A 25,550-nucleotide genomic window follows, 5' to 3' on the forward strand; every position below is an offset into this window, starting at 1 on the left:
CAGGATTTGCCCATATTAACAAAGACGCGTTTCTCCAGGGAGATCCGCGTCTTTTGTTTTATTATCCCTCCATAATTTTGACAAGGTATTGGCGGTGCCGGGGACCGTCAAATTCACAAAAGTAAATTCCCTGCCAGCGGCCTAGCATCAATTCTCCTTCATGAATGATTACGGTTTGTGATGAACCGGTCGTGATCGCTTTCAGATGGGAGGCCGTGTTTCCTTCCGCATGCTTGTATTTCGGATGGTTCCAGGGATACACTTCGTCGAGCCTGAGAAGGACGTCATGTTTGACATCGGGATCGGCGTTTTCATTAATGGTGATGCCTGCTGTCGTATGCGGGCAATAGATAACGACAACTCCGTCTATAACCCCGCTTTTATGAACGAGCGAAATGACTTCGCGTGTAATGTCGCGCATTTCGTCCCGCTTGGACGTTGACAGTTCCACGGTATGCAGCATAAGCGATAAGCTCTCCTTTGTCTTCCGATTTACTAAGCTTTCTATATCTGTATTGTACCCATAGTCGCCTGAACCTCCAACATGAAGGGGGATATTTAAATTTATTGACGCATTCGAGCGGGTTTGGTAAAGTGTTTTTATACCATAAAACCAAGTAAGTATATAAGAATAAATAAATTTAAGTATATATGATAAGCAGGCGAAAGGAAGTGGCTCTCCCATGCATGTGGAAGTACGGAATTTGGATAAACATTTCGGCAGTTTTCACGCGGTAAAAGATGTCAGCTTCGGGATTGAAAAAGGGCAACTGATCGGGCTTCTCGGACCGAGCGGCGGAGGGAAAACATCCATTCTCCGGATGCTTGCCGGATTGGAACAGCCGGATTCAGGCGAGATCCTGTTTCACGGACAGCGGGTCAACGCGCTCGCACCGCAGGACCGCGGCATCGGCTTTGTGTTCCAAAGCTATGCGTTGTTTAAGCACATGACCGTATTCGATAACATCGCCTTCGGTTTACAGGTCAAGAAGGCTACAAAGAGCCGGATCCAGGAACGTGTCATGGAGCTGGTGGAGCTGACCGGGCTGAAAGGCTTCGAGAAGCGCTATCCCCACCAGCTGTCAGGTGGACAGCGGCAGCGCGTCGCTTTTGCGCGGGCGCTGGCTCCAGAGCCGCAATTGCTCCTGTTAGACGAGCCTTTTGCGGCGATTGACGCGAAGATCCGCCAGGAGCTTCGTTCCTGGCTGCGCGAATTAATTGAGCGCGTCGGCATTACTTCGATATTCGTGACGCATGACCAGGATGAAGCGATCGAAGTGGCGGATGAAATCATGATTATCAATGAAGGGCGTTTAGAGCAGAAAGGCTCGCCGTGGGATATTTACAAGGAACCGAACACTCCGTTCGTTGCTTCGTTCGTAGGGCAGTCCACGCTAGTCGAAAGAGCGGCCGACCTGAAAGGGTTTGAAGCGGAAGCTGGAGACGGCAAAACGCAGGCATTGATCCGTCCGGAATACCTTGAAGTAGGTTCAGAGCATGAATTTACTCTGCTATCTGCCACCGAACCGGCTGTGGTGAAGCATCTGCACTTTCGCGGAAGCGAATGGCTGGTAGAAGTGGAGGTCGGAGGTCACACCCTGACCACGTTCCGCTCGCTGGAGAAAGAAACGTTGAAGGCCGGTCAGCAGGTCCGTGTTCTGGTGCACCGGGCATATCTGTTCAATGAAGAGAAAAGCTGGATCGTCGAAAACCCGCTGAAAGGCGGACCGATCAGCGTAATGATTTAAAATTGAACACTAATATTAGAATAAAAGGACCAAGGAGGCGTAAGAAATTGCCCGCTTGGTCCTTTCTTTGTATTTAAGCTCTTGCGCGAATTTCCTGGCGCATAAATAATGCGTAGGAGATTCCGAAGCAGATGATCGTTGCTGCGATCAGCCCTGTCAATTGGGGCCAGACAAGAATAACGCTCTGCCCTAGTGGCAGCGGGCTGGCAATAGCACCAACCAGCTGATCCATCGTGAGCGGTCCCAGCGTCCGGATGCCGGGGGATAGCATCGTCGTAATGGTTTCCGAGAAGAGCTCGGTCGGGGACAGCCGGTTCAGTGTCAAAATGAGATTCATTTGACGCAACTGAGCGGCAGGGTCCGGCTGTGTACTGGAAACCGCGGTAGCGCTGTTAATCATACCGATGATCATGCCGTAAAAGATTGTAAAGAATAGCCAGACCGCAATGGACGACAAGGCTGAAGTCGCTGCTTGGCAAAAACGGATCGAGAACAGGATGGACAAGTTTAGCCAGAAGCCGATATATATGACCGCGATCACAAGGAAGAGCACGATTCGGCAGAATTCCTCCGGCGAAGGAGGATAGCCGATCGTCAATAAGCTGAGTCCCATGACGAGAAAGCCGAGAGAGAACACGACGATGAAGATCAAGAATAAGGACGAAATGAACTTTGCGATAATGAAATCGTCACGGTATATCGGCTGCGACAGTAGGCGACCCAGGGTTCCTTTGTTCCGTTCCGAATTCACGGCGTCGAAGCCTAGTGCGATGCCGAGCAGCGGGCCCAGCCAGGACAAAAATGTGGCGAACGACGGTACGGCCAAACTGGAACTCGTCAGAGTGAACATCCTTAAAAACAGAAAGGATTCTCCATTTCCTGTTTTGTCCAGGGTGCCGTCCCGGATGGCCGTGACGGCGGAATAGATGGACCCGACGCAGGCAAGGATGATGATTCCGATGAGGATGCCGAACCTCCAACTGCGAATGTGATCGCCGATTTCTTTTTTTACCATGACCCAAAAAGAAGAGGAAGAGCCCGGTTCACGAGCTTGGGCGGGTCCGGTAGAAACGTTATTAAACAAAACCTCGATTTTTTGCTTAATCTGCAGCCAATTTATCGTCATCGTTATCCCTCCCTTTCAAAGTAACGATGATAGATATCGTCCAGGCCGTATTCTTTACGACGAAGATAGGTAAGTTCCGCTTCTTCTCCGATTACGATCTCTGCAATTTTTGGCGTAAGATCACGGTCGCAAACAACGGTCAGAATTTCATTGTTACGAGAGATGGTTTGTACGCCTTCCAGTTCGGACAAACGATGAACCAGTTGGTCTGTCCAATGCGCCGTCCCTACCTCAATCTGGATCAGGCCGTCCTCGTTCAGGGCTTTCGACAGGGACGGGATATCTCCGGCCGCGATGAGTCTGCCTTTCACGAACAGGCCGACCCGGTCGCAAATTTGCTGAACCTGGTGAAGATGGTGCGAGGATAACAGCACGGTCAGTCCTTCGTCCCGGCTAAGGGAAGAGATGAGCTCCAACAGTTCGCGTACGCCTTCCGGGTCGATCCCCAGGGTCGGTTCGTCAAGAATGATGACCTCCGGGTTTTTAATCAGGACATCGGCCAGACCAAGCCGCTGCCGCATACCCCGGGAAAAGGCGCCGACTTTTTTGCCCGCACTGGCGGCCAGACCGGTCCTTTCCAGCAGCGAAAACGCCCGCTCGGTCGATTCCGATTGAGGCAGCCCGTTCAGGCGGGCAGTATAGACCAAATTATCCAGTGCTGTCCTATCCTCGTAAAAACCGACATCATCGGGAAGATAACCGACTTTCCGCTTCACCTGGAGCGCCTCCCTGGCGGGATCATGGCCGCAGATCTTCGCCTGCCCGTCAGTAGGTTCGGTCAGACCGAGCATCATGAGAATCGTCGTCGTTTTCCCCGCTCCGTTAGGTCCAAGCAAGCCGAAAATCTCACCTTTTGCAATGTTCAGGTCCAAACGGTCCACTGCGATATGTTCACCGTATTTCTTGGTAAGCTTGGTAAGCTCGATGACCGGCATTCCCGAAGGTGTCCCTGAAATCATACCGTTTGAGCTAACGGAGTTTGTTTGTGTATGGATGGTTTTCATGCTTACCTTCTCCCGAATTTCCGGAATAGATAATAGATTCCCGCAATGACGGTCACAATGATCAGAATCCCTATCCATCCCCATAGTACGGATGATTTGACGGTGACTCTCAGATCCGCGCTCGAGCTTTTTCCCGAGGTGGAGGCGCTTAAATTAACGACATAGTCTCCAGCCAGCGATTTGCCGCTTGATTTGATAATGGCCTGCACCTGCTTGCTCTCTCCGGGTGCTACGGACGTGATATTGGACGGTTCAAATGATACCTCCCAACCCGTAGGGGCGTTCGAAGAGAAGGAGATATCCTGAAGTTCCGCCGAGCCGGTGTTTTGCACAATAAAATCCAGCTTTCGCTCCCCACCCGCTTTAATGTCGGTACTGAGCAGATTGTTTTTTGTTGTAAACTGCATTTCATAGGTGCCGGTAATTACGGCTTCCAGTTCGGTATTTGCCGTAGTTTCCCCGCTGGATGCTGCAATCGGGATTTTGTAGGTTTCCGCTGAAACTTGCTCTGGCGGTTTTACCTCAACGGTAATTGATTTCTCCGTGTTAGGCTCTACCTCGACCGAGGTAACGCTGTTGCCATCCGCTTTGAATCTGACATCCCAGCCCATATCGGCCTGTGCGCTCAAGGCATAGGTTTGTTTCTTTGTCGTGCGGTTTTTTAGAACCGCGCTGTAAGTAAAGGTCGAGTCCGAATGCCCCTCCATGTTGGCTTGGTCCACCGTCAGTTCGGTTTTGAAGGTGCCTTGCTCGAAAACGTTCACGATGAGCGGAAGGGTAGCATCATCGGCTTTTATTTTAAAGGCGTAGCGCCCTTTATCGATTTGCAGCGGAACTTCCAGTTCCAGGTTGACACTTTGCGTATCTCCCGGTTTTACGGCAATGCGGGAAATATCCCGGCCTCCGGCGGATAAGGTGTATTTCCAGCCGGTGGATGCCGTATCGAGCGACAGAGCTGCGGAAGCCGTCGCCGCACCCCGGTTAATGACGTCGATCGAATAGGACACGGATTCGCCGGGAGCGGCGGACCATTCCAGATAAGGGGTGTACAGTTCAAGTGCGCCTGCCGCCGAAGCTTTGGAAGGTCCGAAATAAGCGCCGACAGAGAGCGTAGTGAGCAAAGTTAGCAGCAGGAACGCCGCTTTTCTGAAAGAAAGTACCATCTGGGTATTCTCCTCCTTGAATCGATAATCTGAAGGCAATCGACAAGTTCGTTACCCGGTATCTGCCTCGGCTTCTGACGGCGCAACAACGATGGGCCCCTCGTTTTAATCGCCTGCTGAAAAGTCAATTCCATACCGGAAACGTCTTGTTCTCATTGCCGGTTTCATAAGTGATACGAACGAGAGAAGGTTTTGGATTTACAGAAACGAAAAAAAAATTGGGGTTTTCAAACTCCTTCGTTTTTGGTAAAACGAGGATAAAGAGGGAAGAGTCAAGTACGGGAGGGAAGGAGTCATGGACCCGCATAATGAAGAAATGGCGATTTCGCTGCGGGAGATGTGCGATGGATCGGTTGAAGCTTTCGATTTGTTTTACAACGCCTACGCGCCATTTATCATGCAGGTAGCGCTTCGGCTGCTCGGGGAGAAGATGGAGGCGGAGGATATTTGTCATGAAGTATTCCTGGAGGTACTTCGGAGAGGCAAGGATTACGACCCGGCACGCGGTTCTATCCGAGCCTGGCTTGCGGTAAAAACGAGAAGCCGCTGCCTGGACAGGCTGCGGCGGAGGCAGCGGGTCGCGCCGATCGCGGAGGAGTTAGGAAAGGCCGATCCTTCCGGCGAGGATCACATCCTGTCCCGGCTGGAGCAGGAAGCGTTGCGGACGGCGATTCACGGGCTGCCGGATACCCAAAAGAAGGCGATTGTAGGATCGTATTATTCGCTGCAAACGCAGAGGCAAATGGCCGAAGCCTGGAACGTTCCGATCGGCACGGTAAAATCATGGATTCGCTACGGGCTGGTGAATCTGCGCAGGCAGTTGGAACAGCAAGGCTGGAACGGTTCGTCGGAAGGAGGGAAGCGGCATGGACAGGATGGTTCAATATAACTTCATGACAACGGGAGAAAACCGAAGCGGTTCCTCTTGCTTGAAGTCCTTTTCCGAGGAAGAATGGATCGATTGGTTAATGGGATTTGGAGGAGAGGCACGCCGAGCGGAGATGGAGGCTCATTTGTCAGCCTGTCCGTGCTGCAGAGAGATCTGCGAAGCTTGGGAGCCTCTTGTATCTCCGGACACCACAACAGATTTATCGAATGGCCCGGATTCCTGCACAAATGTCCTGCTTTCCGAATCGCTTCATCGCAGGCTGCGCCGGCGGGTTTATCTTACCAGGATTCGCTCTGCGGCCAAAAATCTGCTTGCCGTTCGTTTCAAAGGCGGAGCCCTGCTCACCGGAGCGTTCATACTGCTCATCTTTGTCGGATGGATTTTCCGGACCGGGCTGCATAACGATGAATCCTGGGGAAATTACGTGGAACGTTACGAGCCGTCAGCCATATCGGTGATGCAGAGACCCGACAGCATTTCATACCCGATGGATTGGGGGCGGCCCGAGCCGGAGGCCGGCGTCGTCTGGTATAATGAGAATTCCAGGGAGATGCTCATGCTGGTGGGGGGCCTTGTGCCGGCAGAGGACCAAGTGGTTCATGTATGGGCCGTCAAGGCTGGAAGCCGCGATAGTCTGGGGCTGCTGCAGTATCATGCTTATCGTGCGCATTTGTACGTGAAAGACAGGGATGTTCTGGATGAGGCCGACAATATAGTACTGACAATTGAGTCAAAAGAGGGCGGTCCATCGACAAGATTGCAGCAGGTTATGTTTTCTGTGGACCTGAACGGACGGGAATTGGAATAGAGTCCGGCTTCGGCAACTTTGCTATAGACAGAGAGGACGGATACGAATTGGAACAGCTTGTTTTTCTTGGAACGGGAGACGCCATGGGCGTGCCGAGAGTATATTGCGATTGCGCCATATGTGAAGAGGCGAGAAAGGGCGGGGTAAACCGTCGATACCGTTCTCTGGTAGCGGTTGAAGCGGAACGGATTGGAGAGAATCAAGGGAACCCGTTCCCGTTTGGCGAAGAGGAGGGGTTCCTGATTGATTGCGGTCCGGATTGGCGCAGTGCGATGGAAAGGCGGGAACAGCGCTTCGCGGGTCAAGTGTTGGTGACACATGCGCATTTCGACCATATCGGCGGTTTGCCGGAATGGGCTGACGCATGCCGCTGGCTGGATCGGAAAGGACAGTTGTATGCGCCGCAAGAGGTGCTGGATACGATATTGCGGCAGTATCCGTGGCTGGACCGGAATCTCGATTTGCATACCGTGGATCAGGGAGTTACTTTGGCGGGTTGGAGCATCCGCGGATGGAAAGTAAACCACGGCAAGAATGGCTACTCCTATGCGTATCGACTGGAGAAGGACGGCTTCGTTTGGGCCTACTGTTCGGATTCGATTGCCCTTCCCCCCGAGCAGCGCGGGCTGTTGGCCGAATTGGATCTGCTGGTACTGGGTACAAGCTTTTACCATGAAACCGCAGAATTCTCCACCCGTTCGGTGTATGACGTAAAAGAAGCGCTTGAGCTTTTGCAGGAAATAAAACCGAAGCGGACCATTTTTACACATATGTCTCATGACATTGACCTGCGGCGGGATTACGGCTTGCCGGAAGGTGTGGAATACGCACGGACAGGGCAGACCGTTTTGCTCCGGTAAAAACGGCAATCACATTAAGAATTAAAAAGACTTCGAGTATCACCGGTCGGGTGATATCCGAAGTCTTTTTGTTCGTTGCGTATGGTGTTTATGCTTCAGTACCAAGTACAAACTTGTCGATGACGTGCTTGACGCCATCCTCGTTGTTGCTTGCCGTGACATAGTCGGCGATTTCTTTCAGCGCCGGGATGGCATTGCCCATGGCGACGCCGAGACCGGCGGCCTCCAGCATCTCATGGTCGTTCCAGGAATCCCCGATCGCGATGCACTCCGTAAGATCGCAGCCGAAATGGTCGGCGAGGAATTTCAGCGCATGGCCTTTGGTTCCCTCATGATGCATAATTTCAAGGAATTGCGGCTTCGATTTGGTAATGTGTACGCCGTTGCCGAGCAGTTCGCGAAGCACAGGAGCGATTTCGTCCAGGTAGTCCGGATCGTCGATGATGAGCATTTTCGGCGTCGGCTGGGCGACGAGTTTGGAAAAGTCCGGTTCGATATAATATTTGGTTTTGTTCAGGTCCGTATAGTCGATAATTTTTTGGTTTTCTTCGCGGGCGTAAAGCTTGTCGTCGATATAGGTTTGCAGATGCAGATTATGCTCGATGCAATATTCAAACAGCTTCTGCGCAGCATCCTTCGGAACATAACGCTCGTACAGCACTTGCTCGTCCAGAAGATTTTTGACCAGCGCGCCTTGATAAGTAATGATAGGAACGTTCAGTCCGGTTTGGCGGGCGATCGCCTGGGCCGAGGCGTAAGCCCGTCCGGTTGCCAGAGTAACGACGGCCCCTTTCGCTACGGCCTGCTCCAGCGCCTGTTGTGTGGCAGGGGTTACTTCTTTGTCATCATTAATCAGTGTATCGTCGATGTCGATTGCAATGAGTTTATACAATGTGTTCTCTCCTTTTCGGGACGAAAGCGGCTTTCATCCTTCTGTCTCTAAAAAATTCAACTGCTTCTATTGTACCTCACAAGGCTCAGATTTCAATTCCGCGAATGGTCATTCCCGCAAAAATACATGCACATCATATCAACCGAGGCAAAATCAAGCCTGGCGCCCCTCAAAAACCGGGAAGAATGGCAAGAACAAGCTAAACCAATTCTTCCCTTTACGGGAATATATGTTCTCAGGTAGAATAAAGAAGGATTTCGTATTCCAAAATGTACCAATCAATGATTCAGGGAGGGAACAAGTATGCCGAGAACGTTGCAGATCACCCCGGGAGTGATCCATTCGTCGCCGGAAAGTCTGGGGTTTGATCCAACACGTTTGAAGAAATTGGATCATCATTTTACGGGCCTGGTCGAAACGGGGAAAATCCAGGGAGCAAGCTACTTGGTGGCGCGGGATGGTCAAATCGTGGCCAATTGTGCGATAGGAAGTTTAACCTATCATGATGGAAGCCCCGGGCTGCAGCCGGATTCGATCCGGAAAGTGTATTCCATTACGAAAGCGTTTACCGCTGTTGCCATCGCCAAGCTTGCGGAAGAAGGCAAGTTATTCTATCAGCAGCCCGTCAATACTCTGATACCGGAGTTTGATACGGAGAAGCACCGGGACATAACGATTTGGCATCTGTTGACGCATACTTCGGGGTTAATGGCGGATCCGGGCTGCCAAACCGAGCCTTATCAGCTCCCTTGGTATGAATGGTGGATTCATGAGAAGAAGGAGCATAGCAAAGACGGGCGCCTGCCGGACGGAGAATGGATCCGTACGATTCTTAGCGGACGAATGTGGTGCAAGCCGGGTGAACAGTGGAATTATTGCACGGCCGGCTATGCCATTCTTGGAGAGATTATCGCCAGAGCCAGCGGAAAGTCATATGGACAATACATACAGGAAGAAATTACGGGACCGCTAGGCATGGAACGCACGTTTTTGAATACGGTTCCAGAGGAGTTTCACGCAGAGGTATGTTACGTCAACCGTTGGCAGGAGAATGAATTCCGGTCGCCACACGATATGACGGGCATCCCGGCCGCCGCAGGCAACGGTATATTTTCCACGCTGGAGGATCTGTGGAAGTTCGGGCAGTGCCTGCTTGACGAAGGCACCAGCAACGGCTACACCCTGCTCGGCAGAAGAATGGCCCGGAATTTGGTCTCCAATCAATTGAATAACGTGCCCTCGACCTGCTGGGGAGATAAGGTGAAGAATTATCCGATGTCTCTCGGCTTGAATCTGAATCATAACGATATCTGCACGCCGGGGACTTTTTCTCACGAAGGTGCCGGGCATAGCGGATTGTACGTCGATCCGGTCGAGAGGCTGGTCTATGTATTCTTCGTGCCAAGCCTCACGGGATGGGTGCCTGAAGCGATTATCAATCCGAGGGCTATTGTCTGGTCGTCGCTGTTGTAGACGGGCGGAACTTGCGCTCCTATATAGAAAGGAATGGTATTCATGAATTTAACCATGAGCTTACATCATGGACGACTGGATGCGACGCCGGAAGAAGCCGGTTTCCGGCAAGAAGCGTTGGACCGTCTCGACAAGCTGCTCGGAGAACTTATACAGGACCGTAAAATTCAAGGCGCTTCCTATCTCCTCGCGAGGGGAGGCAAGACATTTGCCCATACTTCAATGGGATCCCTCCGTCATACCGAGTTTAGCGGCGATCTCAAGCCGGGCTCCATTCGCGGAATCGCCTCCGTTACGAAGTGGTTTACGATGGTTGCAGTGCTGACTCTGATGGAAGAGGGCAAGCTTCATCTGACTCAGCCGATTAAAGACTGGATTCCGGAGTTCGACAACAGATTTTATGAAAAGATCAATATCACTCATCTGTTGACCCATACCTCGGGTTTGGCACCGGATATGGGATATTTTCTTGAGCCTTATCCGGTAGGCTGGTGGGATCTCGAGTTTGCCTATGCGGAGGATGAGACCGAAGACGATAAGGAAGAGAAACCGCGGCGGAGCCAGAAGGAGGAAATTGCGGAGCGCAAATCGCGATGGATCAAAGCGATGCTGGCCGGACCGCCGGTTTGTCCGCCAGGGGAGCAGTGGAACTATTGCACGGCAGGCTATATACTGCTCGGTGAAATCATTAGCCGGATCAGCGGGCAAAGTTATGAAGACTATGTTTACGAGTCGATATTACGACCGCTCGGGATGGAGAAGACCTTTTTTACCGTGCCTGAGCCTCTACATGATAAGGTTTGCGTCACTAATGACTGGGAGCTTCAAAAATTATCGCGGGATAAGGAACCCGCGTGGGCCGGGCCTCGTTCGGGCGGCGGATTATTTTCTACGCTGGAGGATTTAAATAAGTTCGGTCAAATGCTGCTAAACAAGGGCACCTATAATGGAGCCAGAATCCTGGGCCGCAAAACGGTGGAAATGCTGTCCAGGGTTCAGGTTCCGGGCGGACTTCCGGCTTTCGGTTGGGGCGAACGCCAGAAGGACAGCGAATTTGGGCTGGGCAGCTCATTGGGAAGAGTGTTTGATCCGTATAAGCCGAACACGATTTTTCATGAGGGCGCGGGGCGGTGCGCTTTGATGGTGGATCCGGATGAGGAGCTGGTAGTCGCCTTTTTTGTGCCTTCCATCGAGAGCTGGGTGCCGGAATCAATCATCAGCGTGAAAAATGTGATTTGGTCGGGCTTGCAATGAAACGCCCGTTTGGCATTATTAAGGCGGTAGGCTGGGCCACTTATAAAGAGTGGGCGGCCTTCCGCTCCCATATGGCGGTCTCCATCCTCATCGGGCCCATTTATTTTCTGGTGCAGTACTTTATCTGGAGCGCCGTCTTTTCTTCCAGGGAGACTTTGAACGGATTCACCCTGACACAAATGCTTGCTTATTACGGAATCATGTCTTGCATTAACTATCTTACCTTCGATTTCGCCGATTGGAATTTACAGATGCTGATTCGGACGGGCAAGTACGTAACCTTTGTACTGCGCCCGGTTTCTCATGTGTTTTTTGCACTATGTCAAAAAATAGGCCATCGTTCGCTAGGCTTCTGGATGGAATTTTTGCCTGTTTTTCTGATCTATCTATGGGTCTTCCGGATCGACTTGCTTCCTTCCCGGCCGATTTGGGCTGTAATCTCGGTAATTCTCGGCTTCCTGATGACATTTTTGGTGAATTACTGCATCGGTTTAACCGCCTTCTGGCTCACAAATGCCGACGGGGTGCGCAGCATGTTCCATTTGCTGCGCAATATTTCGGCAGGTGTGCTTGTCCCGCTGACCTTTTTTCCGGAGCTTATTCAGCGGGTGCTGTTCTTCCTGCCGTTTCAGTTTATGCAGTACGTGCCTGCAAGGGTATTTATCGGGGAATACGAGCTGGCCGGATTTACGATGTCCATTCCGCAAATTGTCGGACTCCAGGCATTAGCCGTGCTGTTAATGTGGGGAATCACGGCGCTGCTGATTCGTCTTGGCAACCGTAAGTTTACGGGGGTGGGCGTATGAAATCGGTTTTGAAGTGCTATGCGGCAATTATGAAGACCAAGCTGGCCGAACGGATGGCCTACCGGGCCGATTTCTTCATCAGCATCCTGATGATGCTGATCGGGGATCTCATGTTTCCGCTAGTTACGCTGCTGCTTTATAGCTCGGGGGCTTCCTTTCCGGGCTGGACGCTGCGGGAAGCGATATTGATTCAGGGGATATTCACCTTGGCGAAGGGCGTAGCGTTTCCTTTCTTCTTCGGAATCGTGTCGACGACTTTGTATCATGTACGGGAGGGCTCGTACGATATTTTTCTGTTGAAGCCAAGGTCCGTCCTGTTTATCACGATGGTTAGCTCCTTTGATATCGATGACTTCGGCAGGCTGATCAGCGGCGGGTTATTGACCGGCTGGGCGCTGTCGGGGATGATGATGCCGGGTGCGGGGGAATGGCTGCAATTCGGGGTCTTGTTCCTATGTTCGATGATTGTGCTGTTTGCGTTCTCGCTGTTCCTGTCGGGAATGCTGTTCAAATGGGTCGGGAGCAGCCGGGTTTATGAAATTTTCGACTCGGTATCCTTATTCGGGATGTACCCGGGGAGTATTTTCTCCAAAACTTTTCAAAATGGGCTGACTTACGTCATTCCGATAACGATGATCGGATTTCTTCCGGCCGCAGCTTTGTTGGGAAAGCCGGTGGCCGGCTCCTGGGTTGCAGGCGGGGTGTGCTTCCTGTTTCTGGGGGCGGGGCTGGCCTTCTGGCATTACATGCTGCGAAACTATACTAGTGCGGGGGGTTAAGCCTTGATCATTCAAGTTCGGGAATTGCGAAAAAATTACATGACGTATCAGCGGGGCGCTTCTTTCCGGGAGACGCTAAAGAGCGTATTCAAACGCAAAGCTATTACGGTGGAAGCGGTCAAGGGGCTAACGTTCGAGGTAGCTGAAGGTGATATTGTAGGCTTCCTCGGTCCGAACGGAGCGGGAAAATCGACTACGCTGAAGATGCTTACCGGCGTGCTGCACCCCTCCTCAGGCGAGGTGCAAATCCTTGGCTTTACCCCATGGAAACAGCGCAAAAAATATGTACGCAGCATAGGTGCCGTGTTCGGGCAAAAATCGCAGCTCCTATGGGATATTCCTCCGATTGATGCGTTCTATATGAACAAGGAAATATACGGTTTGGAGGAAGCGGCCTTTCGTGAAACGCTGGACCATCTGGTCGAACTGCTGGACGTTTCGGAAATTATCCGGAAGCCGACTCGCCAGCTGTCCCTGGGCGAACGGATGAAATGCGAATTCATCATGGCGATGCTGCATCGCCCGTCGGTCGTGTTTCTGGATGAACCGACGATCGGACTGGATGTCATCGCCAAGGAGAAGATTCGTGCGTTTATCCAGGAAATGAACTCGCAAGGGGTCACCTTTATTTTGACCACGCATGATCTTGAAGATGTTGAACAGTTGGCGCGGCGGGTAATCGTAGTCAATCACGGGGAGATTGTATTTGATGACTCGATTTCGGCCCTGCGCGGGTTCCTCGGCGCGAAGAAGACCGTTCGCATTACGACCGAAAGCGCGGCGTTATGGGACAACATCCATGGGGTCAGGGTGTTGAGCCGCGAATCGGAGACGGAGACCGAGCTGGAGCTGGATACGGATAAGCTGCCGCTCAAGGAGTTCATAAGACTTGTGAATGAACGGCATACGATTATGGATATGGCCATCGATGCGCTTCCGATCGATGTCATCATCAAAGAACTGTACCAGGGAAGCTAAATACGTAAGGCCCCAGGATGCTTCATTCCTGGGGCCTTGTCCTATTTTACCAAGGGAGGGGGGATACCTTTAATCCAAGTCGATGTCTTCAATGTTGGTGAAATTTACTCTGACGCGAACCCATTCGCCTCTTCTCCTTACGCGGAGAACGATATAATTCTCAAAAACACTTAGCAGTACGCCTTCGATATCTGACCCTACAAACCGATCGACATCCACACGCCTTCCAATCCATCGCCTAGCTTGACGGCGCAGCCTCGCGATTCGGCGATTCATATTGATCTGTTCACCTCTCTTTCCTGGAATAATGCATTCTATGATTCGTGCTTCAGGTTTGATAGAGATAAAAGAGGAGATAGAATGAAAAGGGGCGTTCGGTGTCAAAAACGATGTCGGTATAATCACAATTTAAATGTTTAAATTATGCTATATTGATTTCTGAATTTGGAGGGAATTTATCGCTTTGGAGGCGGTGGGCGGATGTACAGCATATTGCAGGAGAAGATTGCGAAGCTTTTTCCGGGTTATTTCTCGATGGTAATGGCGACGGGAGCGTTGTCCATTGCGATGTATTTGTTGGGGATTCCGATCCTCCCGCGGCTTTTGCTGTATTTTAATGTGATGGTGTATGTCATGTTATGGATCCTGAATCTTATCCGCATTCTGAAATATGGCCCCCGGGTGAAAAGCGATCTGACGAGTCATTCCATGGGACCGGGATTTTTCACTTGCGTCGCCGGAACCTGCGTATTAGGAAGTCAATTTATCGTAGTGGCGCATTCTTATGCTGTTCCTGCTGTTTTGTGGATTTTGGGAATCGTGTTATGGCTGATCGTGATGTATACTTTTTTTACCGCTGTGACGGTCAGAGAGAAGAAACCCGATTTGGGAGAAGGCATTAACGGAGCCTGGTTGATCGCCGCGGTGGGAACGCAGTCGGTATCCGTCCTGGGAACCCTGTTGTCTCCGCAGATCGGCAGCGGCCGCGAAATGGTCCTGTTCTTTACGCTTTGCATGTTTCTATTGGGATGTATGCTGTATTTGAGTATCATAACGCTGATCTTTTACCGTTTTACGTTCATAGAGCTGAAATATGCCGCTTTAACCCCGCCTTACTGGATTAATATGGGGGCGGTTGCGATTGCTACCTTGGCCGGATCAACGCTGATTCTTCATGTTCGGAATATGCCGCTCCTGGTGGAGATCACGCCGTTCCTGAAAGGCTTTACGATATTCTTTTGGATTACGGGGACGTGGTGGATTCCGCTGCTCTTTATTTTGATGATTTGGCGGCATGTCGTGCACCGTTACCCGCTTACTTACGATCCGCAATTTTGGGGCATGGCGTTCCCGCTGGCTATGTATACAACGAGCACGTACCAGCTCTCGCAGGCGTTAAAGCTTCCGTTTCTAGTTGCGATCCCGCGTGTTATGGTCGTGATTGCTTTCGTTGCCTGGATAGCGGTGCTGGGCGGATTCATCCATCATCAAATCATCTCGTTCGGAAAAGCTCATTTAAAGGTGAAAGGTAATTAACCAGACCGGAAGCTGGACCGAAACTGATGGAAAAGCAAGCAAAAAACCCGGAGCGGAAAGGAATAGTGCTTCCAGCTTCGGGTTTTTGTTGTTTACCTGTCTGTTGATGCGTTAATCTTCAAGGAAGACGAGTCCGATAAAATCGTCCATTTCCAGATTGCCGAAATAATGCTTAACATCGATTCCGGATAGCGCTGCGCGGACATCGTTCTCTTCATACCGCACGCCTTTGAGTTTGTCTTCAATGTCGCTCACATCGCCGACGCCGAAGAAGTCGCCGTAGATCTTGATGCCCTGAATATGGCCGTCCTTGATATCCATCCGTAAATCGATGATACCGACCGGGAATTTCTTAGCGTGCTTCACATTGCTTTCCGGAGATAATCCGTAATTCCAATCCCAGTTCTTATAGCGCTGTTCCGAAATTTCGCGGATTTTGGCCCAGTCTGTTTCCGTCAGCTTATATTGCGGCACATCCTTCGGATCCATGCCGAAAATGTGGCGGAGCAGCTCGGAACGGAACTCCTCGATCGTCATTTTGCGGTCCAGGAAATCGATAATGTTCGCGACGCGGCTGCGTACGGATTTCGTGCTCTTGGACTTGAATTTCTCGGGATTCGCATGTAGCGAGGCCTGTACATCTTCCAAGTTCAAGTTGAACATCAAGGTGCCGTGGCTGAACATCCGGCCGCGCGTCGCAAATTGGGCGTTGCCCGATATTTTTTGTTCCCCGACCTGAAGGTCGTTACGGCCGGTCATTTCGGCATTGACGCCGAAGGAGCGAAGAGCCTCGACTACCGGTTCGGTGAACTTGCGGAAATTATGAAACGATTGTCCGTCATCCTTGGTAATAAAGCTGAAATTGAGATTGCCGAGGTCATGATATACCGCGCCTCCGCCGGACAGGCGGCGAACGACTTGGATGCCGTTTTCTTTTACGTATTCGGCGTTGATTTCTTCGATCGTGTTCTGATGCTTCCCGATAATGATGGACGGAGCGTTAATATAGAACAGCAAGTAGCTGTCGTCTTCCAGCGGAAGATGTCTAAGCGCGTATTCTTCGATGGCCAGATTGAGTGACGCATCGGTAATTCCCTGATTGTCGATAAACAGCATGGATCTCTGGTCCCCCATTTACTATGGATTGGTAACGATTTTCTATATCCTATTGTAAACCAAATAATCCGCGAAATGAAAGACGGTCCTGTGATCATCTGCTTATTCCGTCTTGATTTCACGTCAGGGTGTGATAGACTTCACCTAAAAGTGTGTGTTCAAAAAGTCGGCTTTTCAGCACCGAGAAGGTTGCGAGAACCCGAAGAAGGAGGAACGGAGTGTAGGCAAAACCTACATGAGTACCGGACTTCGAGGGTGAACGGAAGATTCGATGTTGATTTAACGACTTGAAATGCTTCGTGATCAAAAGATGACTTTTTAAACTACCGCAAAAAGTGTGTGTTCAAAAAGTCGGCTTTTCAGCACCGAGAAGGTTGCGAGAACCCGAAGAAGGAGGAACGGAGTGTAGGCAAAACCTACATGAGTACCGGACTTCAAGGGTGAACGCAAGATTCGATGTCGATTTAACGACTTGAAATGCTTCGTGATCAAAAGATGACTTTTTAAACTACCGCTAAAAGTTGTGTTCATTTGGGTAGGAAAGAGGAGAGTTTATGATACTGGAAGTTTACGGGCACGGCGGGGATTTACGGACGGCTTCCGCCAGATACGGGATACCTGCGGATCAATTTATCGACTTCAGCGCCAATATCAATCCGCTGGGACCTCCGCCGGGGTTGTTCGACCGGTTACGCGAAGCGCTGCCGACAATAACGAGTTACCCGGACCCGGGCCACAGGGCATTCGTTTCGCGCTTAGCGGACACGCTCGATACGGAGGAAGCCGGTCTGGTTACCGGGAACGGGGCGGCTGAAAACATGGCGCTCGCTCTGCTGGCTCTAAAGCCGGAGAAGGTTGGGGTTGTTGAACCGTGTTTCTCGGAATATAAGACATTATCGGAACAATTCGGAGCGCAGGTTCTGTCGGCATACGGAAGAGAAGAACTGGATTTTAAAGCATCGCCTGAAGAAGTGGAAGAGCTGATCAGTGAAAGTGACCTCGTATTTATCGGACAGCCAAACAATCCGAACGGCGTCCAGTACAGCCTGGATGAGCTGCGGCGATTCGCCGAGGCGGGGGAGCGTTGCCGTACATATATCGTGGTCGACGAAGCGTTTATTGATTTTATTCCGGGATCGGAAAGAAAGTCGCTGCTTAAGGAGATCGGACGCTATCCGCGCTTGATTCTGATCCGGTCGATGACGAAGTTTTATGCAATTCCGGGACTGCGTCTCGGTTATGCCGTTGCTCATCCGGAGACGGCGGCAGCGATGCGGGGAAAGCAGGTGACCTGGAGCGTTAATTCGCTGGCCCTGATTGCGGGAGAAGCTTGTCTTGCCGCTGGACAAGAGTATGAGGAGGAGACGATTTCGCAGATTGCCCGGCAGCGGGCGATGCTGCGGAAGGAACTGGACGGAATGGGGTGCCGGACTTGGCCCGGCGAGGCCAATTTCCTGCTTGTGCGTTTGCCCGGGGACTGGACGGCTGCGGGGATGCAGGCGGCATTAGGAGCTAAGGGGATATTGGTGCGTAGCTGCGCCATGTATCCGGGGCTCGGGGAGCGGGATATCCGGATTGCCGTGAAAGACCGGGATGCTTGCATTAAGCTGCTAGATGCTTTGAAGCAAGTGCTGAATGGAGAGGGAGGAAAATAGAGATGGCTACGCCTTTTTTGAAAACCGGCGAAAGCGGGAGCTATGAATCGGCCGTGTGGCCGGGCTTGAAGCTGACCCGGGGAGACCGCCATATTTTGCTGGAAGCTCCAGCGGTAATGGATGGATTGGGAAGCTCTGTCTATGGCGGCGGCATGACGCCGCTGAGACGGATCGTCAACATCTATGTGGATCGTTTTTACCGGTGCGATGATCCGGAAAGAGATATTGCCGATAGTCTAAGAGCTTGGGGGTATCCTTCAATGGATACGGCAGGCCTGCTTACCGCGGTCCAATTGCGACACGCCTCCGTTGCGGAGGAACGGTGCGACGATTACGCCGTGTTTTGCTGCGCCACGGCCGGGGTATCCAATGCGGCTCGTGCGGGCGTGAAGCGGACGACGTTTCCGGCTTCCTGGACGCCGGGGACGATCAATTTGATGCTGGCGGTCGACGGGCGGATGACGCCGGGAGCGATGGTGAACGCCATCATCACGGCAACCGAGGCGAAGGCCGCCGCGCTTAGCGATCTCGGCGTGCGCGACGCCGAGACGGGCCTTTCGGCCACCGGCACCACGACCGATGCGGTCGTGCTCGGCGTAAGCCAGCGGCCGGATTGGCCGCTGCTGCACAGCTACGCCGGCACCGCAACGGACCTTGGCGGCACGGTGGGCCGCCTGGTCTATGCCGCCGTGAGCGAGTCGCTGCGCGTAGCGGCGGAGGCGCGCGCTTGACGGCGGCGTGGTGGGTGCTGCCGGTCGCGTATGCGCTGGACCGGCTGCTTGGCGACCCGCGCTGGCTTCCTCATCCCGTTATCGGGATGGGGAAGGCGATCAAGCGGGTCGAGGCGGCGATCCGCCGCCTGTTTCCGCCCCGCGCCTACAAGGCCGCGGGGGTGCTGCTGCCGCTCGTTATAGCGGGCGGCAGCTTTGCATTGACCTGGGCCGCGCTGCGCCTGCTGGCCGGGATCAACCCGTGGCTCGCCGCTGCGGCCGAAGCCGCGCTCATCTGGACGACGATCGCGGCCAAGGGGCTGCGGGACGCCGGGATGGAGGTGTGCGGCCATCTGCGAAATGGCGACCTGCCTGCTGCCCGTCGATCGCTAGGCATGATCGTCGGCCGCGATACCGAGCAGCTTGATTCGCCCGAAGTGGCTCGCGGCGCGGTAGAAACCGTGGCCGAAAACATCGTCGACGCGGTCGTGTCGCCGCTGTTTTTCGCCCTGCTGGGCGGAGCTCCGCTGGCGATGGCTTACCGGGCGGTAAATACCCTTGATTCGATGGTCGGTTACAAGAATGACAAATACATACATCTCGGTTGGGCATCCGCCCGCCTGGACGATATCGCAAACCTCATTCCCGCCCGATTGACCGCGCTAATGCTCATCTTCGCTTCCTGGTGCTTGAGATTTGACGCCGCCGGCGCATGGCGGTCCGTGCGGCGGGACGCCCGCTCGCATCCAAGCCCGAACAGCGGCTATCCGGAAGCGGCGGTGGCCGGAGCGCTCGGCATCCGGCTTGGCGGGGAGAACTCCTATCATGGTGTCAAATCGTTCCGGAGTTACATGGGCGACAAAACGCGGGAACTGGAGCCCGATGATATTTCAAGAGCGTCCAGGCTGATGTTCTTCGTATCCGGATTGTTCATCCTGCTGGCAACCGGGGTATGGATTTGGGTGACCGGCGGTCCAGCCTGGATTTGAAGGAGGAAGCGTGATGGAGTTATGGCTGGTTCGTCACGGCAAGACAGAGTGGAACTTAGCGCATAAATATCAGGGAAATAGTGATCCGGACCTGCTGCCCGGGGACACTTCGGGACTGTCCTCTTTGCAGGCGTTGCTGGCGGGGATCTCCTTCTCCGCCGTATATTGCAGTGATCTCAGGCGCTGCAGGAGCACATTGGAATATTTGCGCCCGGATTTAAAAGCTGCTACCCATTATGACGCGCGGCTCAGAGAGATGAATTTCGGAGAATGGGAAGGCCGGACGTATGAGCAGCTTAAGCACAACCCGCATTATCGCAACTGGATTGACAGCCCCCAAACCGTCGTGCCACCGGGCGGTGAATCGTGGCCGGAATTTGAAGGTCGGATTCGGGAATTTGCCGGTGAGGTGGCAGTAGATTATCGCAAGCACCGAGCTAAAAGGCTGGCGGATGACCCCTGTCTGATCGTAACCCATGGGGGCGTTATTTCCATGCTGGGTACAATCCTGAAGCCGGGAACCGATTTCTGGGACGCCAAATACAAGATCTCGACGGGGGAAGTGCTGAAATTAAAGGTTTGAAATTAAGTGAAGTGTCCACTTTTAAGTGGGCATTTTTAATTTAAATATAATTCATACTTGACAGGTGTGAATAATGGGTTTAATATTCGTGATATAAAATCTTTTATCAATCATTTTCTTAGTGCTAAGAGAATACCGGGCAGCCGATTGGATCACCAAAGGCTCCTGAAAGAATCCCTCACGGGATTGCTTTCGGGGGCCTTTTGCGCATGCCGGGAATGCGGATGTACGAGTGAAAATGTTGGTTCCGAACCCGGAACTCAAACAGGGAATACTTTCGGGTTCGATTGGAGGAGCATGAATTTTACAAAAGGGGATGGGGCCGTCATTAGCAGATGCAACGCCGAGTTGGAGTTGATGGAGGAAGCGGATTGGCTGTTCCGGAGAATGGTCAGACGATTCGTGAAGGAACGGGACAAAGTTGAAGTCGAGGGGATCTCGCTGCCCGGTTTGCTGGTATTGCAAAAAATGATCCGGGAAGGCCCCCAGCGTCTTGGGGATTTGGCTGAAGAGCTGGACTTCACCTCGGGTGCCGTGACCGGACTTTGCGACAAGTTGGAGAGAAAAGGGTTCGCCCTGAGAATCCGGCGGGACAGCGACCGCAGGTCGGTATGGCTTGATATTACTACGCAGGGCAGGGAATTCGTGAGCCGCAATCGAAACATCGGCACCCGGTGCATTGCGATTTTGTTTGAGGAATTATCGGTGGAGGAGCTGGGGCAAGTCCATGATCTGTTCAAAGGATTGATCGACCGGCTGGAACATTTTTCAGATACGTTGAACTCCCTTGCGGAGAGCAATTTACGGCAACCATCGGTTCATTCCACCGGTGTTCGGCCTGAAGATATCGATGAACAAACGGCCGGAGAAGAGAAACGGCAGGGGAAATATCTATCTTACTAAAGGGGCGGTATAAATGGGACATCCGACAATATATCCTACGGGAGCAACGGTATACAAACCGGAGAAAGCATGGAGCGGTTACACGATCTATCAGGCGGCGGACACGGGAGCGCTGCTGATCGACATGAGCGGAAAGGAGGTTCATCTGTGGAAGGGCCTGCGCGGATTCCCCAACAAGGTGTTTCCGGGAGGCTACGTGCTCGGGAGCACGGCTGAACGGGACCCCAAGCACGGTTTTCAGGACGAGGCCGACCTGGTTCAGGTCGATTGGGACGGCAACATCGTATGGCGTTTCAATCGCCATGAATGGATCGAGGATCCCGGGCATGAACCGCAGTGGATGGCGAGAGCCCATCACGATTACCAGCGAAGTGGCAATCCCGTAGGGTATTATGTTCCCGGCGCCGACCCGGAAGTTGGCGGGGGAAACACGCTAATTCTGGTTCATAAAAATGTGCACAACCCGAAAATCTCAGATAAGTTGCTGTTGGACGATTCGATTATTGAAGTGGACTGGGAAGGAAACATTGTCTGGGAATGGAACTGCCATGAGCATTTCGACGAACTCGGCTTTGACGAGCAGGCTAAAAACGTGTTGTTCCGCGATCCGAACACCCGGTTCTTCGGCGATGAATCGGGAGACTGGATGCATATCAATTCCATCTCGGTGCTCGGACCGAACCGGTTCTATGATGCGGGAGACGAGCGGTTCCATCCCGACAATATTATCTGGGACGCCAGAGAGAGCAACATTATAGCTATCGTTGACAAAAAGACCGGAGCGATCGTCTGGCGGTTAGGCCCGGATTATTCGGCTCCCGAATTTAAGCATCTGGGCTGGATTATCGGGCAGCATCATGCTCACTTGATTCCCCGGGGATTGCCGGGCGAAGGCAATCTGCTCCTGTTTGACAACGGCGGCTGGGCCGGGTACGGCGCTCCGAATCCGGCTTCTCCAATCGGCCAAAAGAACGCGGTTCGGGACCATTCCCGCATTTTGGAGATCGATCCGGTCACTCTCGAAATCGTGTGGCAGTATACTCCGACCGAGGCCGGATTTATTGCCCCGCTGGACTCTTATCGTTTCTATAGTCCTTATATCAGTTCCGCCCAGCGGCTGCCAAACGGGAACACGCTGATTACGGAAGGGGCGGACGGACGGATTTTCGAAGTGACCCGGGAGCATGAGCTGGTTTGGGAATATATTTCACCTTACAAAAATAAACGGAACTCCAATATGGTGTATCGCGCTTATCGCGTGCCTTACGAGTGGGTGCCTCAGCTTTCGCGTCCGGTCGAACAGGCGATTGAACCGTTGGACGTGGCTAGCTTCCGGGTTCCGGGTGCCGCTGGGACGGGTGCCGAATCCGTTGCTGTTGTGGACGGCACGATCTCTTACGAGGATGGAGCTCTGTGTGTCGCCCGCATCGACGAGCGGCCTCAGAACAAAGATGAATAATTAAAGGAGGGGAAAGGACCATGCTGAACCAGAACCATAAGAAAAATAGGACTCGATCGGTGACTATGCTTGTTTCGCTATCTTTATTATTTATCATTGCCTTGACCGGCTGCGGTTCGTCGCCGGATTCCACGTCATCCAAAGCCCGTGCGGCCGAAAATGGAGAGAGCGCGGGGACAACCGAAACCGCAAGTGAAAAAGCGGAGAAGGTGAAGCTGAATATCGCCGATATTTCCTCAAATCCCGTGCTGCGGGTTGCAGCGAATCAAGGGATTTTTGAGAAGCACGGAATCGAAGCGAAACTGGTTACGTTTGCCACGCCGGCGGAAGGAATTAATTCATTGTTTATCAAGCAGGCGGATATCGCTTGGGGAGCCGACTTCCCGATTTTGAACGCCGTCAGCAAAGGAGAGTACGCGATCATCGCGTCGACGGGAAACTCTACCGATCTGAGCGCGAAACAGTGGAAGCTGTACGTGCGGAACGAAATAGAACGTCCGGAGGATTTGGCCGGAAAGAACCTGAGCTTTTTGCGGGGGACCTTCATTTCTTATTTATGGGATGAATACTTGTCCGAATACGGGCTCGAACCCGAGAATGTCAAGTTCATCGGCCAAGGAGGATTTGATGAAGCATACATTGCACTGAAAAAGGGCGAAGTCGATGCCGTTTGGGTTACCGGTGCAGCCATGGTGGATAAGTTTGAAGCTTTGGAGGGAGCGCATCAACTGACCGATATGTCGCAAACGAAGGTACGGATCGGCAGCCAGATTATCGCCCCGGAATCGCTGATTGCCGACAAGCCGGACGTCGTGGCGAATTTTCTGGATGCGCTGGATGAATCGTCCCGGTTTGTGAAGGAGAACCCGGAGAAGGTTGCGGATATTTTATACAAGGAAGTCAAACAACCGAAAGAAGCGACGCTGAAGGATTTATCCGTCATTAATTGGAACGTCGAATTCACGGATTCCGCGCTCGACAGCCTGTCCCGCCAAAAGCAATACATGGTGGAGAACGGGATCATACAGCAGGACTTCGAATTGAGAGATAAAATCAAGCTGGATCCGCTGCGGACTGTTTTTCCTGACCGCGTGACGGCGGCACCTTAAGGAGGGATCGGGATGTCCTTGGCGTCTGTTAAACCTGTGGCTTCAAAGAAACATACAATCACAATCGAAGGTTTGAACAAAAGCTATCATGATCATCCCGGGTCCGGTAGTGGAAACGGGGATATTCACTACATCATCAAAGATGTGGACCTGGTGATCAAGGGCGGCGAGTTTTTTGTTCTCCTTGGGCCGAGCGGCTGCGGAAAATCCACACTGTTGAACATGATCGCAGGCTTCATTTCAAAAACAAGCGGAAATCTGCGTGTTGGTGGGTCCGATATCGATAAGCCGGGTCGCGACCGGGCGGTCGTGTTCCAGCAGGCCGATTCCTCGCTGTTCCCCTGGCTTACCGTCAGGCAGAACGTCGAGTTCGGGCTAAAGATGAAGAAGGTTCCGAAGCGGGACAGAAGGGTCGTCTCCGAGCAGTATATCGACCTGGTAGGGCTGACAGGACATGGAGATAAACTGCCGAGGGAACTATCCGGCGGGATGAAGCAGCGGGTGCAACTTGCCCGCGTCCTGGCCAACGATCCGGAAATCCTGCTTATGGATGAGCCGTTCGGCGCATTGGATGCGATGACCCGCAGAACGATGCAGAAAGAGCTGGTTCGCATTTGGCGGCAAACGGACAAAACCATCGTGTTCGTAACGCACGATATCCAAGAGGCTATCCTGCTCGGAGGACGGATTGGCATCATGTCCCCGGGCCCTTCATCCAAAATATCGCATATTTACGATATTCCGCTCACTTATCCAAGGGAAGTTTCGGCGGCGGAGTTTTACGAGTATCATTCACGGATTCAGGCGCACTTTGACGAATAGGGGGGGAAGAGTGATGACTTGGTTAAAAAAGAAATGGGCCGGCCTGCTCCTGCTTTGGATTTTCGTTTTGGCGGCCTGGCAAACCGGGGCGTTGCTTTACGGCCCTGAAGTAATTCCCGGCCCGGTAGAGACCGTTAAAGGCGGGGTTGAACTGTTCAAGGACGGCTCGCTCCCGAAATATATCGGTATCAGCTTTTACAGAGTGTTTAGCGGCTGGGCACTCGGCAGCCTGATTGCGATTCCGCTGGGCGTCCTCATCGGCAAGGTGGATGTCATCCGTCATTTTGCCGAGCCGTTGCTCAATTTCATCCGGTTTATTCCTCCCATCGCATTCATTACGCTGTTTCTTGTCTGGTTCGGCATCGGGGAGCAGTCAAAAATCGCCCTGATCCTGTATGCCACACTATTTATCGTGATGATGAACACGCTGACAGGGGTGCTGTCCGTAGAAGAGGATAAAGTCCGGGCGGCCCGCAGCATGGGGGCATCGGAATGGCAGATCATCCTGCATGTCATCATCCCGGCGACGGCGCCCTATATGTTCACCGGAGTCCGGCTCGCCATGGGGACATCGTATATGGCCATCGTCGGGGCGGAAATGATCGCTTCCAATGAAGGCGTCGGCTATTTGATCTGGAACTCGCGGTTGTTTTTCCGCACGGACTGGATTTTTGTCGGCCTCATCAGCCTCGGATTAATGGGCTTTGTCACGGACCGGCTGTTTGGCTGGTTCGGACGCAAAGTATTGTGGAGGTATGGAGTCGTCGGCTCTACCCCGGTTCGGAGATAGGGTTCATATTTGAGCTTCCCGATTGCGATTTTGATACAATAAGAGCAAGGTCTTATATTTCGGGAGGAATCATGGAAAGTGCATCCGAGTCATCTCAA

General features: G+C 52.5%; 26 protein-coding genes. 19 read left to right on the plus strand and 7 right to left on the minus strand.

The features are described from left to right. Positions 1–61: 61 nt before the first annotated feature. Positions 62–463 carry a secondary thiamine-phosphate synthase enzyme YjbQ gene (locus KB559_RS11290; protein WP_211021877.1) on the minus strand — a complete coding sequence of 134 codons (402 nt, stop codon included), beginning with the start codon at positions 461–463 and terminating at the stop codon, positions 62–64. A gap of 220 nt (positions 464–683) precedes the next feature. On the opposite strand from KB559_RS11290, the gene KB559_RS11295 reads away from it, so the two are divergent. After that, on the plus strand, positions 684–1,748 hold the full coding sequence (locus KB559_RS11295) for a sulfate/molybdate ABC transporter ATP-binding protein (protein ID WP_211021880.1): 1,065 nt from the start codon (positions 684–686) through the stop codon (positions 1,746–1,748). Between the two features lie 73 nt (positions 1,749–1,821). Here KB559_RS11295 and KB559_RS11300 read toward each other — a convergent pair whose 3' ends face one another. From KB559_RS11300 to KB559_RS11310, 3 genes are all read right to left on the minus strand, one after another. Further along, positions 1,822–2,763: an ABC transporter permease gene (locus tag KB559_RS11300; RefSeq protein ID WP_247681773.1), complete on the minus strand. Its 942-nt coding sequence runs from the start codon at positions 2,761–2,763 to the stop codon at positions 1,822–1,824. A gap of 113 nt (positions 2,764–2,876) precedes the next feature. Then, positions 2,877–3,833 carry an ABC transporter ATP-binding protein gene (locus KB559_RS11305; RefSeq protein WP_211022184.1) on the minus strand — a complete coding sequence of 319 codons (957 nt, stop codon included), beginning with the start codon at positions 3,831–3,833 and terminating at the stop codon, positions 2,877–2,879. 47 nt (positions 3,834–3,880) lie between these two features. Next, positions 3,881–5,041: a COG1470 family protein gene (locus KB559_RS11310; RefSeq protein WP_211021884.1), complete on the minus strand. Its 1,161-nt coding sequence runs from the start codon at positions 5,039–5,041 to the stop codon at positions 3,881–3,883. 295 nt (positions 5,042–5,336) lie between these two features. Between KB559_RS11310 and KB559_RS11315 the strand changes: the two genes are divergently transcribed. The 3 genes from KB559_RS11315 to KB559_RS11325 are packed head-to-tail and all read left to right on the plus strand — an operon-like array spanning position 5,337 to position 7,598. Beyond that, positions 5,337–5,930: an RNA polymerase sigma factor gene (locus KB559_RS11315; protein WP_211021886.1), complete on the plus strand. Its 594-nt coding sequence runs from the start codon at positions 5,337–5,339 to the stop codon at positions 5,928–5,930. Beyond that, positions 5,908–6,738, plus strand: a complete 831-nt coding sequence (locus tag KB559_RS11320) for an anti-sigma factor (protein WP_211021888.1) — start codon at positions 5,908–5,910, stop codon at positions 6,736–6,738. The genes KB559_RS11315 and KB559_RS11320 overlap by 23 nt, the downstream gene beginning before the upstream one ends. Before the next feature lie 47 nt (positions 6,739–6,785). Next, positions 6,786–7,598, plus strand: coding sequence for an MBL fold metallo-hydrolase (locus tag KB559_RS11325; RefSeq protein WP_211021890.1), 813 nt, complete (start codon positions 6,786–6,788; stop codon positions 7,596–7,598). 88 nt (positions 7,599–7,686) lie between these two features. On the opposite strand, the gene KB559_RS11330 is transcribed toward KB559_RS11325, so the two are convergent. Then, on the minus strand, positions 7,687–8,490 hold the full coding sequence (locus tag KB559_RS11330; protein WP_211021892.1) for a Cof-type HAD-IIB family hydrolase: 804 nt from the start codon (positions 8,488–8,490) through the stop codon (positions 7,687–7,689). A gap of 303 nt (positions 8,491–8,793) precedes the next feature. Between KB559_RS11330 and KB559_RS11335 the strand changes: the two genes are divergently transcribed. The 5 genes from KB559_RS11335 to KB559_RS11355 are packed head-to-tail and all read left to right on the plus strand — an operon-like array spanning position 8,794 to position 13,780. Then, complete coding sequence (locus KB559_RS11335) at positions 8,794–9,963, plus strand: serine hydrolase domain-containing protein (protein WP_211021894.1); 1,170 nt, start codon at positions 8,794–8,796, stop codon at positions 9,961–9,963. Between the two features lie 54 nt (positions 9,964–10,017). Then, positions 10,018–11,217 carry a serine hydrolase domain-containing protein gene (locus KB559_RS11340; protein ID WP_211021897.1) on the plus strand — a complete coding sequence of 400 codons (1,200 nt, stop codon included), beginning with the start codon at positions 10,018–10,020 and terminating at the stop codon, positions 11,215–11,217. Next, a complete protein-coding gene (locus tag KB559_RS11345; protein ID WP_211021899.1) occupies positions 11,214–12,023 on the plus strand; it encodes an ABC transporter permease in 810 nt (269 codons plus the stop codon). The genes KB559_RS11340 and KB559_RS11345 overlap by 4 nt, the downstream gene beginning before the upstream one ends. Then, complete coding sequence (locus KB559_RS11350) at positions 12,020–12,802, plus strand: ABC transporter permease (protein WP_211021901.1); 783 nt, start codon at positions 12,020–12,022, stop codon at positions 12,800–12,802. The genes KB559_RS11345 and KB559_RS11350 overlap by 4 nt, the downstream gene beginning before the upstream one ends. Before the next feature lie 3 nt (positions 12,803–12,805). After that, on the plus strand, positions 12,806–13,780 hold the full coding sequence (locus KB559_RS11355; RefSeq protein WP_247681747.1) for an ABC transporter ATP-binding protein: 975 nt from the start codon (positions 12,806–12,808) through the stop codon (positions 13,778–13,780). A 69-nt stretch (positions 13,781–13,849) separates the two neighbouring features. Here the strand turns inward: KB559_RS11355 and KB559_RS11360 are convergent, their stop codons facing one another. Beyond that, complete coding sequence (locus KB559_RS11360) at positions 13,850–14,056, minus strand: LSm family protein (protein WP_211021904.1); 207 nt, start codon at positions 14,054–14,056, stop codon at positions 13,850–13,852. 204 nt (positions 14,057–14,260) lie between these two features. Here KB559_RS11360 and KB559_RS11365 point away from each other — a divergent pair, with 204 nt between their 5' ends. Beyond that, positions 14,261–15,316, plus strand: coding sequence for a tellurite resistance/C4-dicarboxylate transporter family protein (locus tag KB559_RS11365; RefSeq protein ID WP_211021906.1), 1,056 nt, complete (start codon positions 14,261–14,263; stop codon positions 15,314–15,316). A gap of 111 nt (positions 15,317–15,427) precedes the next feature. Here KB559_RS11365 and lplA read toward each other — a convergent pair whose 3' ends face one another. Beyond that, a complete protein-coding gene (lplA, locus tag KB559_RS11370) occupies positions 15,428–16,432 on the minus strand; it encodes a lipoate--protein ligase (RefSeq protein ID WP_211022186.1) in 1,005 nt (334 codons plus the stop codon). Positions 16,433–16,986: 554 nt separating this feature from the next. Here lplA and cobD point away from each other — a divergent pair. The 9 genes from cobD to KB559_RS11415 all read left to right on the plus strand — a co-directional run bounded on the left by cobD (position 16,987) and on the right by KB559_RS11415 (position 25,452). Then, positions 16,987–18,087, plus strand: coding sequence for a threonine-phosphate decarboxylase CobD (cobD, locus tag KB559_RS11375; RefSeq protein ID WP_211021908.1), 1,101 nt, complete (start codon positions 16,987–16,989; stop codon positions 18,085–18,087). A gap of 2 nt (positions 18,088–18,089) precedes the next feature. Next, the gene (locus KB559_RS11380; RefSeq protein ID WP_211021910.1) at positions 18,090–18,818 is read left to right on the plus strand and encodes an adenosylcobinamide amidohydrolase; all 729 of its coding nucleotides are present in this window, start codon (positions 18,090–18,092) and stop codon (positions 18,816–18,818) included. Further along, complete coding sequence (gene cbiB, locus KB559_RS11385; protein ID WP_211021912.1) at positions 18,815–19,786, plus strand: adenosylcobinamide-phosphate synthase CbiB; 972 nt, start codon at positions 18,815–18,817, stop codon at positions 19,784–19,786. The genes KB559_RS11380 and cbiB overlap by 4 nt, the downstream gene beginning before the upstream one ends. A gap of 13 nt (positions 19,787–19,799) precedes the next feature. Next, positions 19,800–20,369 carry a histidine phosphatase family protein gene (locus KB559_RS11390; RefSeq protein ID WP_211021914.1) on the plus strand — a complete coding sequence of 190 codons (570 nt, stop codon included), beginning with the start codon at positions 19,800–19,802 and terminating at the stop codon, positions 20,367–20,369. Between the two features lie 297 nt (positions 20,370–20,666). Then, a complete protein-coding gene (locus KB559_RS11395; RefSeq protein WP_211021916.1) occupies positions 20,667–21,272 on the plus strand; it encodes a MarR family winged helix-turn-helix transcriptional regulator in 606 nt (201 codons plus the stop codon). 13 nt (positions 21,273–21,285) lie between these two features. Further along, a complete protein-coding gene (locus tag KB559_RS11400) occupies positions 21,286–22,731 on the plus strand; it encodes an aryl-sulfate sulfotransferase (protein ID WP_211021918.1) in 1,446 nt (481 codons plus the stop codon). Positions 22,732–22,751: 20 nt separating this feature from the next. After that, positions 22,752–23,840 carry an ABC transporter substrate-binding protein gene (locus KB559_RS11405; protein WP_244861629.1) on the plus strand — a complete coding sequence of 363 codons (1,089 nt, stop codon included), beginning with the start codon at positions 22,752–22,754 and terminating at the stop codon, positions 23,838–23,840. A 12-nt stretch (positions 23,841–23,852) separates the two neighbouring features. Next, the gene (locus KB559_RS11410) at positions 23,853–24,662 is read left to right on the plus strand and encodes an ABC transporter ATP-binding protein (RefSeq protein ID WP_211021920.1); all 810 of its coding nucleotides are present in this window, start codon (positions 23,853–23,855) and stop codon (positions 24,660–24,662) included. A 13-nt stretch (positions 24,663–24,675) separates the two neighbouring features. Next, the gene (locus tag KB559_RS11415) at positions 24,676–25,452 is read left to right on the plus strand and encodes an ABC transporter permease (protein WP_211021922.1); all 777 of its coding nucleotides are present in this window, start codon (positions 24,676–24,678) and stop codon (positions 25,450–25,452) included. The last annotated feature ends 98 nt before the right edge of the window (positions 25,453–25,550 follow it).

This window comes from Paenibacillus sp. Marseille-P2973 (assembly GCF_018101095.1).
Lineage (GTDB): Bacteria > Bacillota > Bacilli > Paenibacillales > Paenibacillaceae > Fontibacillus > Fontibacillus vini.